13 protein-coding genes and 1 pseudogene are annotated in these 15,814 nt (G+C 70.9%); 9 read left to right on the plus strand and 5 right to left on the minus strand.

What is annotated here, in order from left to right; all coding sequences use genetic code 11:
• Positions 1–203: 203 nt before the first annotated feature.
• The 3 genes and pseudogenes from LRS07_RS22350 to LRS07_RS18795 form a co-directional block, all read right to left on the minus strand.
• Positions 204–1,319: pseudogene (locus tag LRS07_RS22350) on the minus strand (cation:proton antiporter); the annotation flags it as partial.
• Positions 1,320–1,401: 82 nt separating this feature from the next.
• Complete coding sequence (locus LRS07_RS18790; RefSeq protein WP_260499453.1) at positions 1,402–2,511, minus strand: enolase C-terminal domain-like protein; 1,110 nt, start codon at positions 2,509–2,511, stop codon at positions 1,402–1,404.
• A gap of 4 nt (positions 2,512–2,515) precedes the next feature.
• Entirely contained in the window at positions 2,516–3,487 is a 972-nt protein-coding gene (locus tag LRS07_RS18795) for a Bug family tripartite tricarboxylate transporter substrate binding protein (protein ID WP_260499454.1), read from the minus strand.
• Positions 3,488–3,609: 122 nt separating this feature from the next.
• Between LRS07_RS18795 and LRS07_RS18800 the strand changes: the two genes are divergently transcribed.
• Complete coding sequence (locus LRS07_RS18800; RefSeq protein ID WP_260499456.1) at positions 3,610–4,587, plus strand: NAD(P)-dependent oxidoreductase; 978 nt, start codon at positions 3,610–3,612, stop codon at positions 4,585–4,587.
• A gap of 21 nt (positions 4,588–4,608) precedes the next feature.
• On the opposite strand, the gene LRS07_RS18805 is transcribed toward LRS07_RS18800, so the two are convergent.
• A complete protein-coding gene (locus tag LRS07_RS18805) occupies positions 4,609–5,400 on the minus strand; it encodes an SDR family oxidoreductase (protein WP_260502169.1) in 792 nt (263 codons plus the stop codon).
• Positions 5,401–5,671: 271 nt separating this feature from the next.
• Between LRS07_RS18805 and LRS07_RS18810 the strand changes: the two genes are divergently transcribed.
• A complete protein-coding gene (locus LRS07_RS18810; RefSeq protein ID WP_260499458.1) occupies positions 5,672–7,375 on the plus strand; it encodes a tannase/feruloyl esterase family alpha/beta hydrolase in 1,704 nt (567 codons plus the stop codon).
• A gap of 18 nt (positions 7,376–7,393) precedes the next feature.
• On the opposite strand, the gene LRS07_RS18815 is transcribed toward LRS07_RS18810, so the two are convergent.
• Positions 7,394–8,416 carry an AraC family transcriptional regulator gene (locus LRS07_RS18815; RefSeq protein ID WP_260499460.1) on the minus strand — a complete coding sequence of 341 codons (1,023 nt, stop codon included), beginning with the start codon at positions 8,414–8,416 and terminating at the stop codon, positions 7,394–7,396.
• Positions 8,417–8,611: 195 nt separating this feature from the next.
• Here LRS07_RS18815 and LRS07_RS18820 point away from each other — a divergent pair, with 195 nt between their 5' ends.
• The 7 genes from LRS07_RS18820 to LRS07_RS18850 all read left to right on the plus strand — a co-directional run bounded on the left by LRS07_RS18820 (position 8,612) and on the right by LRS07_RS18850 (position 15,611).
• Positions 8,612–9,853 (plus strand): branched-chain amino acid ABC transporter substrate-binding protein, encoded by a 1,242-nt coding sequence (locus LRS07_RS18820; protein WP_260499464.1) that lies wholly within the window; start codon positions 8,612–8,614, stop codon positions 9,851–9,853.
• 16 nt (positions 9,854–9,869) lie between these two features.
• The gene (locus tag LRS07_RS18825; RefSeq protein ID WP_260499465.1) at positions 9,870–10,811 is read left to right on the plus strand and encodes a branched-chain amino acid ABC transporter permease; all 942 of its coding nucleotides are present in this window, start codon (positions 9,870–9,872) and stop codon (positions 10,809–10,811) included.
• Positions 10,812–10,815: 4 nt separating this feature from the next.
• Positions 10,816–12,093, plus strand: a complete 1,278-nt coding sequence (locus tag LRS07_RS18830) for a branched-chain amino acid ABC transporter permease (protein ID WP_260499466.1) — start codon at positions 10,816–10,818, stop codon at positions 12,091–12,093.
• On the plus strand, positions 12,090–12,845 hold the full coding sequence (locus LRS07_RS18835; RefSeq protein ID WP_260499467.1) for an ABC transporter ATP-binding protein: 756 nt from the start codon (positions 12,090–12,092) through the stop codon (positions 12,843–12,845). The genes LRS07_RS18830 and LRS07_RS18835 overlap by 4 nt, the downstream gene beginning before the upstream one ends.
• Complete coding sequence (locus tag LRS07_RS18840) at positions 12,842–13,654, plus strand: ABC transporter ATP-binding protein (RefSeq protein WP_260499468.1); 813 nt, start codon at positions 12,842–12,844, stop codon at positions 13,652–13,654. The genes LRS07_RS18835 and LRS07_RS18840 overlap by 4 nt, the downstream gene beginning before the upstream one ends.
• A 71-nt stretch (positions 13,655–13,725) precedes the next feature.
• Positions 13,726–14,682 (plus strand): 3,5-dioxohexanoate:acetyl-CoA acetone transferase, encoded by a 957-nt coding sequence (gene kce, locus LRS07_RS18845; RefSeq protein ID WP_260499469.1) that lies wholly within the window; start codon positions 13,726–13,728, stop codon positions 14,680–14,682.
• Positions 14,679–15,611 carry a 3-hydroxyacyl-CoA dehydrogenase family protein gene (locus tag LRS07_RS18850; RefSeq protein WP_260499470.1) on the plus strand — a complete coding sequence of 311 codons (933 nt, stop codon included), beginning with the start codon at positions 14,679–14,681 and terminating at the stop codon, positions 15,609–15,611. Before kce ends, LRS07_RS18850 begins: the two co-directional genes overlap by 4 nt.
• Positions 15,612–15,814 lie beyond the last annotated feature (203 nt).

Here is a 15,814-nt window from a genome sequence, read left to right on the forward strand (position 1 = left end):
CCGAGCCGGATCTTCAGCGCCTTGCGCACGGCCTCGGCGGCCGGTGACCCTTCCGGCACACGGCTCCGGGCGGTGTCCAGCAGGTGCCGCCGGGCGGCCTCCTCCTCGCGCGCCACCGGATCGCCGTCCCGCAGGTCGAGGGCGCGCAGCAGCGGCTTGAGCGTCAGCCCCTGGATCAGCAGCGTGCCCAGCACGACGAGGAAGGCGGTCAACACGATCAGGTCCCGCATGGGGAAGGCCGGCGGCAGGGCCAGCGCCGCCGCCAGCGTCACGATGCCGCGCATGCCGGCCCACGAGATCACCAACCCGCTGCCCACCGTCGGACGCAGCATCGGCCGCGGCGGATGGAACCCGTGCCGCTCGTTGCGCCAGCGGACGGCCGCGTTGAAGGACATGTGCCAGGCCACGCGCACGACGATGACCGTCGCCAGCACCGCCACGGCGACGAGCAGGTACTGGTCGCGCGCCTGCGGCGCCAGCTCCACCAGGATCGGACGGATCTGCAGGCCGATGAAGATGAACGCGAAGATGTTCAGCGCGAAGACCACCGTGGCCCACACCGCGTTGGTCGGAATGCGGATGCGGCCCGGCACCCGCGCCGGCGCGAGGCGCCCCAGGGTCATCGCGAAGCACACGGTCGTCAGCACCCCGGACAGGCCGATGTGCTCGGCCAACAGCCACACGGTGAAGGTGCTCACGAACTGCAGGATGATGGCCGTGGGAATGTGCTGAACGCGTTCGAGCATCCGCTCCACCAGCCAGCCCATCGCGGGCCCGGCCACCAGGCTGCCCAGCACGCCGAGCAGGAAGGTCGGCGCCACCTCCTGCACGGTGAACCCGCCGGCGGCGACGGCGCCCACGGCCAGGCGGTAGATCAGCAGCGCCGTGGCGTCGTTGAGCAGGCTCTCGCCTTCCAGGATGCCGAGGATGCGCTGCGGTGGGCGCAGCGGGCGCAGCACGGCGGTGGCGGCCACGGCGTCGGGCGGTGCCACGACGGCGCCCAACGCGACGGCCGCGGCCCAGGGCAGGCCGGGCACCAGGGCGTGTGCGACGACGGCCACCGCCGCGGTGGTGAGGCCCACCGCCACCACCGTCAGGCTCAACAGCGGCGCCCAGTTGTCGCGCAGATCGCGCAACGAGGCGTCGTAGCCGGCGTCGACGAGGATGGGGGGCCACGAACAGCGCCAGCACGAGCTCCGGCGGCAGGACCAGGCTCGGCGCCCCAGGCACCAGCGCGAGCAGCGCGCCGCCGACCGCCAGGAACACCGGATACGGCGCGCCGGCGCGGCGCGCAAGGGCCGCCAGCACCACCGCGGCACCGAACAGGGCCAGGATCTGCTCGAGGTCTTCCACTGCGCGAAGTATGGCGGCAGGGCAGCGCCCGACGCAGCGGTGCGGCGGTCAGCGCAACACCGCGTTCGTCCCCCGGCGAACGAGGTCGAAGTCGATGTCCAGTCCGAGTCCCGGCTGGGCCGGCGCCTGCACCAGGCCCTTCGCGTCGACCTCGATGTCCTGCACAAGGCCATGGCGGTGCGATTCCACCGGCAGCAGCACCTCGAAGAACTCGGTGTTGCGGATGGCCAGGGCGACGTGCAGGCCGGCCAGGTTGTTCAGCGAGTTTCCGCCATGGTGCACCTCGTACTGCAGGTTGAAGGCCTCGGCCAGGTGGGCCGTCTTCACCATCGTCGTGATGCCGCCCTTGAGCGGCACGTCGCCGCGCAGGTAGTCGGTGGCGCGCTCGGTGAGCCACACGGCATAGGTGTCCAGGCCGCCGATCGGCAGCTCGGTGGCCATCAGCGGGATGTCCAGCTTGTCGCGCAGCTTGCGGCAGTTGTAGACGTCGTTCTCCGTCAGCGGATCCTCGTACCACCTGAAGCCGAGCTGCTCGATGGCGCGGCCGACGCGCACGGCCTCGTCGAATCGGTAGGCGAAGGAGGCGTCGAGCATCAGCGTGTAGCCGTCGCCCACCGCGCGCCGCACGGCCTCGCAGATGGCGATGTCCTGTGACGCCTCGCCCACCGGGTGGATCTTGTAGGCGGTCCAGCCCAGCGACTTGAAGTGCAGCGCCTGCTCGACGTAGGCGTCGGTGCCGGACAGCTTCTGGGAGCTGGCGTAGGCGGGCAGCGCCTGCCGGTACCCGCCGAGCAGGCGGTGGATGGGCAGCCCGGCCACCTTGCCCGCGATGTCCCAGAGGGCCACGTCCACCGTCCCCATGGGACGCAGCGTGGACGTTCGAGACCAGCGACGCATCAGCTCGTGCAGGCGCTCGCGCTCGAGCGGGTCCTCGCCCATCAGCAGGGGCTTCAACCCCTGCATCAGCGCTGCGGCGTCCAGCCCCGCCGGCCTCATCGCCGAGCCGAGGAACGCATGGCCTTGCACGCCCTCATCGGTGTCCAGGGTCAACAGTCCCAGTTCCAACGTGCCGGACAGGTTGGCCAGGTGGGCCGCATAGCGCGTGGGCGGCACGCCCGGGACGGTGAACATCGTCAGGGTGAGATCGGTGATGCGCACGGCGCTACTCGACGAGGTTGTTGGCGCGGATCACCGGAGCCCAGGTCTCGATGTCCCTGCGGATGAGCGCGGTGAAGGCCTCGGGGCTGAGCAGGGTCGGGATCTGGTCGGGGCCGAGCACGTTGCGCACGGCCGGCGACGCCATGGCGGCGACCACCGCGGCATGCACCTTGTCGATCACGGGCCGCGGCGTGCCGGCCGGCGCCGCGATGCCGTGCCAGTAGGTGAACACATGCTCGGCGAACCCCGCCTCACGGAACGTGCCAACCTCGGGGAAGGCCGGCAGCCGATCGGGCAGCGAGGTGGCGATGACCTTGAGGGCGCCGGCGCGCACATGCTGGAACGGTGTGGCGATGCTGCCGGCGAACACCGGCAGGTGGCCGCCCAGCACGTCCTGCACCGCCGGGCCCTCGCCCTTGTACGGCACGTGCTGGAAGGCGACGCCGGTCGCCTGCTTGAGCCGCTCCATCAGCAGGTGCGGCGAACTGCCGGCGCCGGACGTGCCGAAGTTGAGCCCGCCTTGGCGCCGGGCGTGCTCGACCAGCTCCTTGAGGTTGTTGACCGGGAGGTCCTTGCGCACCGTCAGGGACACCGGCGAGCGGTAGAACGTGGTGATGGGCTGGAAGTCCTCCAGCCTGTAGCGCACGTCCTTGTAGGTGACCAGGTTCGTCGAGATGGTCGGCCAGCCGAGGTACAGCAGCGTGTAGCCGTCCTTCGGCGCCTGCGCCACCAGTTCCGCGCCGAGCATGGAGTTGGCGCCCGGCCGGCTGTCGACCACCACCGGCTGGCCGAGGCTGGCGCGCATCTGCTCGGCCAGCGCGCGGGCCAGGGTGTCGGCACTGCCACCCACGGCGTAGGGCAGCACCAACCGGATGGGACGGGACGGGTAGCTTTCCTGTGCCTGGGCGGGCGCGGCCGCAAGCCAGGGGACGCAGAGCAGCGCCAGCCAGGCGGCGCGGCGGCGGGTCGAGGTCATGAAGTCTCCTTGCTTGTCGTGTCGTCCCGCGCACCGATCGAACGCCGGGCCAGCGCCCGCCGGCGGCAGGCGTGTCAGCATACGCACTATCGCCGAGCGCGACACCTGGAGGCAGCCTGACCATGCGGCTCGTTTACTGGCCCCGCTTTCCCCTTGCCCGCGAGCAGATCATCGCGGGGCTGACCGCCCTGCCCGGGGTGCAGTTGACCGTGGCGGAGTCCCTGGACAGCTTCATCGCCCAGTTGCCCGGCGCCGATGGTCTCGTGCTGCCGGACGCACCGCTTCCGATGGCCCGGCAGATCAGCGCGGCGCTGCACGGCCTCGGTGGCCAGCGCTGGCTGCACCTGATCAGCGCCGGACGCGAAGGATTCGAGGCGGCCGGCCTGCCGCCGGGGACCGTGGTGAGCGCCGCCGCCGGCGCCAATGCCGCCACCGTCGCCGAGCACGCCATGGCGCTGGTGCTGGCGCTCGGCCGCCAACTCCCGGCGGCGGTTCGAGCGCAGGACACCGGACGCTGGGACAGCAGCCTGTCCGCACAGGCCCGCAGCGTCGAGGGCGCGCGGTTGCTCATCGTCGGCATGGGCCACATCGGGCGTGCCCTCGCCCCACGCGCCCTCGCCTTCGGCATGACGGTGGAGGCCGTGACCCGGCGGCCGCAGCCCGATCCGAGCCTGCACGCGGTCCATCCGCTGGAACGCCTGCGTGACAGGGCGGCCGACGCCGACGTGCTGGTGGTCGCGCTCGCGTTGACACCACAGACGACGCGGATCATCGATGCCGGCGTGTTGGAGGCCTGCCGCCCCCACGCGCTGCTGGTCAACGTGGGGCGCGGCGGCCTGGTCGAGCAGGACGCGCTGCTGGCCGCCTTGACCTCGGGGCGGCTGGGAGGCGCGGCGCTGGACGTGACCGACCCCGAGCCGTTGCCCGAAGGGCACCCCCTCTGGCGTTGCCCCCGCCTGCTGCTGACCCCTCACTTCGCCGGCGGTGGAAGCCGGGCCACCGCCGAGCGCATCGCCGCCGGGGTCGTCGAGAACTGCCGCCGGCGGATCAACGGCGAGCCGCTGCGCGACACCGTCGTCTTGCCGACGGTGTCGCGCTGAGGCACGGGCCGCCAGCGCGGCTCACAGGTACTCGAGGTTCGCGTCCACGCTGATGGCCTGACCCGAGACGTTGCGAGCGGCCGGTGAGCAGAGGAACAGGGCCATGGCCGCGACGTCGTCGATGCTCACCATCCGGCGCAGGGAGATGCGGCTGACGTACCGCTCACGCATCTCCTCCTCGTCGATGCCGAGGGCCACGGCTCGTGCGGCGATGACGGCGTTCATGCGGGCCCCCTCCACGGCCCCCGGCAGGATGGCGTTGACCCGCACGCCGTGCGAGCCCAGCTCGATGGCCAGCGACTTCATCAGGCCGACGATGGCCCACTTGCTCGACGCGTAGGCCGAGCGCAAGGGATAGCCCAGACGGCTGGCCACCGACCCCATCGTCAGCAGGACGGGATCGGCCTCGGACCGCTTGAGCAGCGGCACTGCGCGCCGCGCGAAGTAGTACTGGCTGTTCAGGTTGACGGCGATGGTGTGCTCCCATGCCTGCAGGTCGATGGTGTCGATGGCACCCGTCGGCCCGGCTACGCCCGCGTTGTTGACCAGCACGTCGAGGCCGCCCAGCGAGCCTTCCAGCGCATCGAACACGCGGTCCACGTCCGCGGGCAGCGCCGCATCGGCCACGGTGTATTCGACGCCGTGGAGCGACGACGCCAGCCGCTCCAGCCCGCGCCGATCGATGTCGCAGACGTGCACCTTCGCGCCCACCTCGTGGAACGCTCGGCAGATGGCCTGGCCGATGCCGTTGGCGCCGGCCGTCACGAGCACGCGAAGGCCGGGTCGAGGGCGAAGTGAATCGGCGAGCGGCATGGTTCCTTCTTCATGGGCGGAGCGCGCCATGCTAGGCGCGGTGGCCGATGGAGCACAGGTCCGATCCGGCTGATCCCAGGTCGGCGGCGGACGGGCCGATGCGACCGCCACCGTGGTGGTTTTCCCGAGCCTGTCCGGCATGGATCGGATCTGTCCTGTGCGGACCTTCTGTGATCCCCGACGAGGCCGAATGATGCGAGCCGCCCGCCGCCCCACACCACCCCGTGGCCGGGCGGCACACCCAACACACCACATTGGAGATGACTCCGCCATGCCCAATCGGACGGCTCCCGCCACGCCCTCTCTGATCTCGCTGCTCCTGCTCGTCACCGCCTGCGGCGGCTCCGACGATGCCCCGCCGTCGGCCGTCGTCGCCGTGCCGTTGTCGTGCGCCGAGATGGCGGGCCGCACCGTGCCGGCGGACCAGATCGGCCTGCCCACCACCGGCGCCAGGGTGACCGCCGCGGTCACCGTGGCGCCTTCCGGTTCAGGGGCGGCCGCACGGCCGGAGCACTGCCTGGTGTCCGGCGAGATCGCGCCGGTGGACCCGACCGCCCCCAGCATCCGGTTCAACCTGGCGCTGCCGACCGTGTGGAACCAGAAGGCGCTGATGCTGGGCGGCGGTGGCCTGGACGGCACGGTGCCGAACGTGGTCGGCAACGTGTCGGCCGGGCCGACGGACCAGCCGCTGCCGATCGGGCGCGGCTACGCCGTCTTCGGCAGCGACTCCGGTCACCAGGCGGGTCCGTTGGCCAGCCTCGACGCCTCGTTCGGCTTGAACGACGAGGCGCTGCACAACTACAACTCGGGCGACGCGCTGAAGAAGACGCGCGACGTCGCCATGCTGCTCATCCAGGCGCGGTACGGGCAGAAACCGGTGCGCTCGTACTTCTCGGGTGGATCGACCGGTGGGCGCGAGGCGCTCACCGCCATCCAGCGGTGGCCGGCCGACTGGGACGGCGCCATCGCGTGGTATCCCGCGCGCGCCGGCATGGTCAGCATCCTCGGGGGCCACCGGATGAGCCGGGCCCTGGCGCAGCCTGGCGCCTACCCGAACGCGGCCAAGCGCGAGGCGCTGTTCAAGTCCGCGGTGCAGACCTGCGACGCCTTCGACGGCGTCAGCGACGGCATCATCGGCCACCAGGATCGCTGCAACGCCGTCTTCGACCCGTCGACGGCGCTGGTCGATGGGGCGCCCCTGCGCTGCCCGGGCGGTGCGGACACGGGCGACACCTGCCTGTCGGACGCCCAGATCACCGCGATGAAGGTGATCAACACGCCGACCAACCTGAACTACCTCGCCAGCGGCGAGACTCAGCATCCCGGCTACAACATCTGGGGCGCGGACACCGGCATCTACACCTGGAACACGCCCGTGCAGCCGACGGTCAACTTCCTCGCCTTCAACCGCTCGGCGCCGGTGCTTCCGATGCCGGCCGACGCGCCGTACATCAGCATCTACACCGACCAGTGGATCAAGTACCACGTGACCCGCGACCCGGGCTACAACTCGCTGTCGCTGGACCCCGAGAACCCCGGCGCCTGGGCGTCGCGGATCAGCTTCCTGAGCACCACGCTGGACGCGAAGACCGACCTCTCCGGCTTTGCGGCACGCGGTGGCCGCCTGCTGATGGCCCATGGCCTGAACGACGTGCTGGTCAGCAGCCGGTCGACGCGGGCCTACTACAACACGCTGGTCAGCCAGATGGGCCTGCAAGGGCTGCGCGGCTTCGCCCGCTATTACGAGGTTCCCGGCTACAACCACGCCGCCAGCAGCGTGTTCAACGCCACCTGGGACTCGCTGACGACCCTGGAGAACTGGGTCGAGAAGGCGACGGTGCCGGGCGAGCAGATCACCCGTGACACGGTCGGCGTGCCGGGCCGCACCCGACCGATGTGCGAGTACCCGAAGTGGCCTCAGTACAAGGGAAGCGGCGACGTCAACGCCGCGGCCTCCTTCGCCTGCGTCAACTGACCCCTGGCTCGGCGGTGTTCAGCGCTTGAAGTCGCTGGGCGCCTTGCCGGTCCAGCGCTTGAACGCGCGGCGGAAGTTGGCGGCGTCGCTGAAGCCCACCAGCGCGGCGATGTCGTCGGTCTTCATCTTGGTGGTGCGCAGGTACTCGATGGCGAGCGAGGCCCGGACGTCGTCGACGATCTCGCCGAAGGAGGTGCCCTCGCTCTCCAGCTTGCGCCGCAGCGTGCGCTCGTGCATGTGCACCATCGCCGCCACCTCGCCGAGCGCCGGCAGCCGGCCGGGCGTGGCCATCAGGATCTGGTAGACCTCGCCCGAGGCGCCCGCCGAGATCTTGGCCTGCCCGATGAGCCGCTCGCAGGTGGCCTGCATCAGCGTGGAGGTGAGCTTGTGCGCCAGCTGCGTCGGCTTGTCGAGGATGGCGGCGTCGAAGTGCAGCTCGCACGCCGGCGCGTTGAAGCTCACCGGGCACTCCAGGAACCGGGCGTAGTGGTCGGCATGGGGCGGCTGCGGGTACGACAACGTGGCCTTCAGCGGCGTGCAGGCGGGCCCGGCCACGTCCTTCAGGTGCACCGCGTGCAGCATCAGCTGCAGTTCGATGAGGAAGCGGTGCAGGTCGGCGCTGAGCTCCGGCGACGTCAACCGCGGGAAGCTCCAGATGGCGGCACCGGCCTCTTCGCGCCACTCGATCACCACCGTGGGCGTGGCGAGGTGGTGGTACTTGACCCCGTCGTCGAAGAAGTTGCGAAGGGTCACGCTGCACATCAGCGCATAGCCGTACATGCCGTAGGCCGACAGGTGCATCTTGCGGCCGAGCAGGAACGGCGTGATCGGGTCGGGCACCAGCCGCACCGCGTTGCGGCAGGCCGTCAGGTACTGGCCCACCGAGGTGAGCGTCTGCGCGTCCTCCAGATCCTGGGCCGACAGGCCGGTGCCCTTGAGTGTCTCCACCGCCGGCACGCCGAGGCCGAGCAGCGTCTCGACGAGCGCGCTGACCTTGTAGGGCGCGTAGATCTTGTCGTTGAGCCAGGGCTTGAACACCATCGAACCACCACTTCCTTCTGTCCCGCAAGGACCGTACAGGGCGCGATGGTCTTGAAGGCTCGTCTCCTCGGCACTCGGGGTTAACGATGATCGAAGCTGTCCGTTTCGAACCTGCCGTTAGCCGGGATGAACCTGTGCCTCCTGCGGGTCGGTTCATAGCATCACCGTCCGATAACCCACGACAGGAGACCTCCCATGCGCCACGTATCACGGCTGTGCTTCTTCCCCGCGGTGTGCCTGCTGTCGGCCGCCGCCCAGGGCGCCCCGGTCAAGATCGGGCTGGTCGACACGCTGTCGGGTCCGCAGGCGTCCACCGGCCTCGCCTACCGCGCGGCCGTGCGCTACACCGTGGACCGCATCAACGCCACCGGGGGTTGGAACGGCGAGCCGGTGCAGCTGCTGGAGTACGACAACCAGGGCGGGCCCGCCGGCGCCTCCGACAAGCTCAGGGCGGCCATCGCCGACGGTGTCCACATCGTCGTGCAGGGCGCCTCGTCCGCCATCGCCGGGCAGATCACGGAGGACGTTCGCAAGCACAACCTGCGCAACCCGGGCAAGGAGCTGGTCTACATCAACGTCGGTGGCGAGGCGCTGGAGCTCACCGGCGAGAAGTGCCACTTCCACCACTTCCGCATGGCCGGCAACGCGCAGGTGCGGGTGAAGTCGCTGGTGCAGGCGATGAAGCAGACCGGCGCGCTGGGCACCAAGGTCTATGCCTTCAACCAGAACTACTCCTGGGGCCAGGACATGGAGCGCGCGGCGGTCGACACCGCCGGCCTCGGCGGCTACCAGGTGGTCGACAAGGCGCTGCACGACGTCAACAAGATCCAGGACTTCGCACCCTATGTGGCGAAGATCGCCAGCTCCGGCGCCGACACCGTGATCACCGGCAACTGGTCGAACGACCTGCTGCTGCTGATGAAGGCGTCCAAGGCCGCGGGGCTGAAGGCGCGCTTCGCCACCGTCTTCCTCGACCAGCCGGGCAACATCGCCAACGCCGGCGACACGGCGGTCGGTCACTTCGTCGCGCACACCTTCAACGCGGAGGCGGCCGGTGCCGAGGGCGAGCGGTTCGTCAAGGACTACAGCGCCAAGATGGGCCGGGCGCCGGTGTTCATCGAGCCGCAGGCCACCTTCGGCATGTTGATGGTGATGGAGGCGCTGAAGCGGACACCGCCGCCGAGCAACGGCCAACTGCCGGTCAACGCCTTCGCCCGGAACCTCGAGACGACGCGCCTCCAGACCCCGATGGGCGAAATGAGCATGCGGGCGGCGGACCACCAGGTTCAGATGCCCATGGTCGTCTCCATGGTCGCCAAGGACGCCAAGTACAAGGTCGACGACACCGACATGGGTTTCAAGCCGGTGAAGGTGTTCAGCGCCGAGGAGGCGGCGGTGCCGGCGCAGGCCAGCTGCAAGATGCAGCGCCCGAACTGACCCCGCTGCCGCGACGATGGACACGCTGGTCTTCTCGCTGCTCAACGGGGTCGTCTACGGCCTGCTGCTGTTCATGGTGTCGGCCGGGCTGACGCTCATCTTCGGGATGATGGGCGTGCTCAACTTCGCGCACGCCTCGTTCTACATGCTGGGCGCGTACTTCGCCTACACGCTGCAGGGGCTGGTGGGCTTCGCCGCGGCGGTGGTGCTGGCCACGGTGCTGGCCGGCGCCGTCGGCGTGGCGGTGGAGCGCTGGTTCCTGCGCCGGGTGCACCGCCACGGCCACGCGCACGAGCTGCTGCTCACCTTCGGCCTGTCGTTCATCATCGCCGAGGCCATCAAGCTGGTCTTCGGCAACTACCCGGTCGACTACCGCATCCCCAAGGCGATGGACGTCGCGGCCTTCACGCTGGGCGGTCAGCAGTACCCGGCCTACCGGCTGCTGATGGGCGGCGTGGCGATCGTCATGTTCGCCCTCGTCTACCTGCTGCTGACGCGCACCCGGGTCGGCATCGTGGTGCGCTCGGCCATCTACCGCCCGCGCATGGCCGAGGCGCTGGGCCACAACGTGCAGCGGGTGTTCATGGCGGTGTTCGGCGTCGGCGCGGCACTCGCCGGGCTGGCCGGGGCGGTGGCCGGCGCCTTCTACACCACCAGCCCCAACATGGCGCTGGAGATCGGCGTCATGGTCTTCGTCATCGTGGTCGTCGGCGGGCTGGGCTCACTCGGCGGGGCGATGCTGGCCTCGCTGCTGATCGGCGTCATGACGTCGCTGGCGGTGTCGGTGGACGCCAGCCTGGCCGACCTGTTGCGGCCGCTGGGCGCGCACGACTGGGCCGAGGGCGTGGGCGGGCTGCTGACGCTGAAGCTGTCCAGCCTGGCGGCCACGCTGCCCTTCGCGCTGATGCTGCTGGTGCTGCTGGTGCGCCCTTCGGGGCTGATGGGCGAGAAGGCCTGACGCGATGAAACCCCTCCTGCTGTGGACCGCCGGCGGTGTCGCGGTGCTGGCGGCGCTGCCCGCGCTGCTGCCCGCGGGGCTGCTCAACGCCAGCATCCAGATGCTGATCGCGGCGCTGTTCGCCTGTGCCTACAGCCTGCTCAGCGGGCGTGCCGGCATGCTGTCCTTCGGCCATGCCGCCTACTTCGGCGCCGGCGCCTTCGCCACCGTGCACGCGATGAACGCCCTCGGCGGTGCCGGCCTGCTGCCCACGCCGCTGCTGCCGCTGGTGGGCGCGGTGGTCGGCCTGGGCGTGGGGCTGGTGGCGGGCTGGTTCGCCACCCAGCGCAGCGGCACCACCTTCGCCATGATCACGCTGGCGATCGCCGAGCTGCTGCACGCGCTGGCGCCGCAGCTCAAGGGCTGGTTCGGCGGCGAGTCGGGCATCAGCAGCATGCGCATGCCGGCCTGGGGCTTCACCTTCGGCTCGACCACCGAGGTCTACTACCTGACGCTGGCCTGGGTGCTGGTGTCGCTGGCGGCGCTGTACTGGCATGCGCTGACGCCGATGGGGCGGCTGACGCTGGCGCTGCGCGAGAACGCGCACCGGCTGAGGTTCCTCGGCTACGACGTGCACGGGCTGGGCGTGTCGGCCTTCGCCATCTCGGCGATGTTCTCCGGCGTGGCCGGCGCGCTGCAGGTGGTCAACCAGGAGGCGGTGAACTACGTGGTGTTCGACGCCCACGTGTCGGCCTCGGTGGTGCTCAACAGCTACATCGGCGGCGTCGGCAGCTTCCTGGGGCCGGCGCTGGGCGCGGCGATCATGACCTTCTTCGGCTACGCGGTGTCGGACGCCACGCAGTCGTGGCTGCTCTACCAGGGCGTGCTGTTCGTGCTGGTGATGATGTTCATGCCCGCGGGGCTGACCGGGCTGGTCAGCGGCGCGGCGCGCGGCGTGCAGCGCCACGGCTTGGCCGCGGTGCTGCCCTCGGCGCTGCTGTGGGCGCTGGCCGCGCTGCTGCTGGCCGCGGGCGTGGTGTTCACGGTGGAGCTGCTGCAGCGGCTGTTCTCGCAGGACTACCGCTCGCTGGCGCGCATGGCCGGGGCGGCGCCGCCGATCGTGCTGTTCGGCCGGCCCTGGCCGCCGGCAGCGGTGGCGACCTGGGGCGTGCCGCTGCTGCTGCTGGGCGCCGGGGCGGCGGTGGCCTGGGCCGCGCGCGGGCGCACCGCGGCGCTGGGGACGCTGCGCGAGCCAAAGCCCGCCGCGCCCGCGGTCACGCCAGGCAAGGAGGTGCTGTCGTGACCGATCCCATCCTCACCGTGCGCGGCCTGCGCAAGTCCTTCGGCGCCACCGAGATCATCCGCGGCATCGACCTCGACCTGGCCGCCGGCGAGCGGCGCGCGCTCATCGGCCCCAACGGCGCGGGCAAGTCGACGCTGTTCCACCTGGTCTCGGGGCAGCTGCGGCCCAGCGCCGGCGAGGTGCTGTTCGACGGCCAGCGCATCGACGGCCGCTCGCCGCAGCGCATCAACCGGCTGGGGCTGGCGCGCTCGTTCCAGATCACCAACATCTTTCCCCGCCTGACGGTGTTCGAGAACATCCGCATCGCGGTGATGCAGCGCGCCGGGCTGCAGTACAGCTTCTGGCGCCGGCTGGACGGCCTGCGCCCGGTGCGCGAGGCGGCCGAGCGGCTGATGGAGCGCGTGCGCCTGCAGGCCCACGCCGACGCCCTGGCCGGCGAGCTGAGCTACTCCGGCCAGCGCTCGCTGGAGCTGGCGATGACGCTGGCCAGCGACCCCCAGGTGATCCTGCTCGACGAGCCGATGGCCGGCATGTCGGCCGAGGAGACCGACTACACGCTGGCGCTCATCCGCGAGGTGACGGCCGGGCGCGCGCTGCTCATCGTGGAGCACGACATGGACGTGGTCTTCGCGCTGGCCGACCGCATCAGCGTGCTGGTCTACGGCCAGGTCATCGCCACCGGCACGCCGGCCGAGGTGCGCGCCGACCCCGCCGTGCGCGAGGCCTACCTGGGCGAGGAGGCGGCGGCATGAGTAACACCGCGAGCCAAGGCGAGCGGGCCGAGCGCCGGGCCGCTCCCAAGCCGGCCCGCATCCCCTCGGGGGATCGGCCGGCGTACCCGCCGGACGAGGGGTCGTCATTGCTGGAGGTCGTAGACCTGCACGCGCATTACGGCAAGAGCCACATCCTGCGCGGCGTGAGCTTCAGCGTCGGCGAGCGCGAGGTCTTGAGCCTGCTCGGGCGCAACGGCTCGGGCCGCTCGACCACGCTGAAGGCGCTGATGGGGCTGCTGCCGCCCAGCGGCGGGCGCATCGCGCTGGCCGGGCGGTCGCTGGCCGGCCTGCGGCCGCACGCCATCTGCCGCTCGGGCCTGTCCTACGTGCCCGAGGAGCGCGAGGTCTTCGCCAACCTCACCGTCGACGAGAACCTGCGCATGGGCGAGCAGCCGCCGGTGCCCGGCGCGCCGCGCTGGACGGTGCAGCAGATGTTCGACTACTTCCCGCGCCTGAAGGAGCGCCGCCACACCAAGGCCGGCAGCCTGTCCGGCGGCGAGCAGCAGATGCTCACCATCTGCCGCTCGCTGCTGGGCAACCCGCGCGTCATCCTGATCGACGAGCCCACCGAGGGCCTGGCGCCCAAGATCGTCGCCCAGGTCGGCGAGTGCATCGAGGACATGCACCGCCAGGGCGTCTCGGTGGTGCTGGTCGAGCAGAAGCTGGCCATCGCGATGAAGGTGTCGCAGCGCGTGTGCGTGATGGGGCACGGGCGCATCGTCTTCGACGGCAGCCCGCAGCAGCTGGAATCCGACCCGCAGCTGCTGGCGCAGTGGCTGGCCGTATGACCGCCCCCGGTCCGCGCTTCGCCCGGCCCGCCCCCCGCGGGGGGCTCATGGTTCCTTGGAAGGAGGTCGGCGTGGCCGACAAAGTGATCATCAGCTGCGCCGTCACCGGCTCGGTGCACACGCCCACCATGTCGCCGTACCTGCCGCTGACGCCCGAGCAGATCGCCGAGCAGGCCATCGAGGCGGCCGAGGCCGGCGCGGCCATCCTGCACCTGCACGCCCGCGACCCGGCGGACGGCCGGCCCACCCCCGACCCGGCGGTCTTCGAGCAGTTCGTGCCGCGCATCCGCGCGGCCTGCGACGCGGTGATCAACATCACCACCGGCGGCAGCACCCGCATGACGCTGGCCGAGCGGCTGGCCTACCCGCTCAAGCTCAAGCCCGAGATGTGCTCGCTCAACATGGGCTCGATGAACTTCTCCATCCACCCGGTGGCGCGCAAGATCACCGCCTGGCAGCACGACTGGGAGCGGCCCTACGTGGAAGGCATGGAGGACCTGATCTTCCGCAACACCTTCGCCGACATCAAGCACATCCTGAAGGTGCTGGGCGAGGAGGCCGGCACCCGCTTCGAGTTCGAGTGCTACGACGTGGGCCACCTGTACAACCTGGCGCACTTCGTCGACGAGGGCCTGGTGCGCGGGCCGCTGTTCATCCAGAGCATCTTCGGCATCCTCGGCGGCCTCGGGCCCGACCCGGAGAACCTGGTGACCATGCGGCAGACCGCCGACCGGCTGTTCGGCCGCGACGGCTACCGCTTCTCGGTGCTGGGCGCCGGGCGCCACCAGATGCCGCTGCTGACCATGGCCGCGGTGATGGGCGGCAACGTGCGCGTGGGCCTGGAGGACAGCCTCTACCTCGGCAAGGGCGAGCTCGCCCGCTCCTGCGCCGAGCAGGTGCGCAAGATCCGCCGCATCCTCGACGAGCTGTCGCTGGAGGTGGCGACACCGGACGAGGCGCGCGCGATGCTGGGTCTGAAGGGACGAGACGCGTCGGGCCCTGTCGCCCGCGGCCGGAGCGGCGGATGAAGGCCCTCACCGTGACCGTGGTCGGCGGCGGCATGATGGGCCACGGCATCGCCCAGGTGTTCGCGCGTGCCGGGCATGCGGTGGTGATCAGCGACCCGAGCCGCGAGGTGCTCGACGCAGCCCTGGCGCGGATCGGGCACAACCTCGCGGCCGAAGGCGCCGACCCTGAACGGGTGTTGTGCAACATCGTCCTCGAAGCCGCCTTGGACGCGGCGGTGGCCAACGCCGACCTCGTGATCGAGGCCGTCCCGGAGAAGCTGGCGCTGAAGCAGCGGCTCTTCGCGCAGATCGCCGCCGCTGCGCCGGCGCATGCGGTGCTGGCCAGCAACACGTCGGTGATTCCCATCACCCGCATCGGAGAGGCGTTGCCCCTGGATGCGAGGGCGCGCCTGGTCGGCACCCACTGGTGGAACCCGCCGCACCTCGTGCCCCTTGTCGAGGTCGTGCGCACCGACCACACCCTCGACACGGTGTTCAGGCAGGCGTTCGGCTGGCTCGAGTCGGTGGGCAAGCGGCCCGTGGAAGTGAAGCGTGACGTGGCCGGATTCATCGGCAACCGCCTCCAGCACGCCCTCTGGCGCGAGGCGATCAGCCTCATCGAGAACGGCGTGTGCGACGCCGCCAGCATCGACCTCGTGGTGAAGAACAGCTTCGGCATGCGCCTGTCGGTGCTGGGCCCCATGGAAAACGCCGACCTGGTCGGGCTGGAGCTGACGCGGGACGTGCACGGCCTGCTCTTTCCCGAACTGAGCCGCGCCACGGCACCTTCGCCGCTGCTCGACCGCCTGCTCGACGCCGGGCACGGCGGGATGGCGGCCGGCCGGGGCCTGCGCGACTGGACGCCGGAACAGGTGGCGGGGGTGCGGGAGCGCCTGACGCGACACCTCATTCGGCTGACCCAAAGACCGCCAATGGCCGATGAGCCCTGACGCGAGACCTGCAAGAAGTACCAGTGCATCGGAAGCAAGGGCGGCGTGCCGGTCGACGGCGCTTCGGCGCCCGGTCCCAGCGCGAGACCACCGAGCCTGACGGGCCCGCGGCCGGGCGCGCCGCGTCGTCGGGCACGGGCAGCCGGCGGAGGCGCCGCCCGAGCGCGTGCCCGTCCTGATCAGCCTTGTTCCGGAACAGCGAT

Source organism: Aquabacterium sp. J223 (assembly GCF_024666615.1).
In the GTDB taxonomy this organism is placed as follows: domain Bacteria; phylum Pseudomonadota; class Gammaproteobacteria; order Burkholderiales; family Burkholderiaceae_C; genus J223.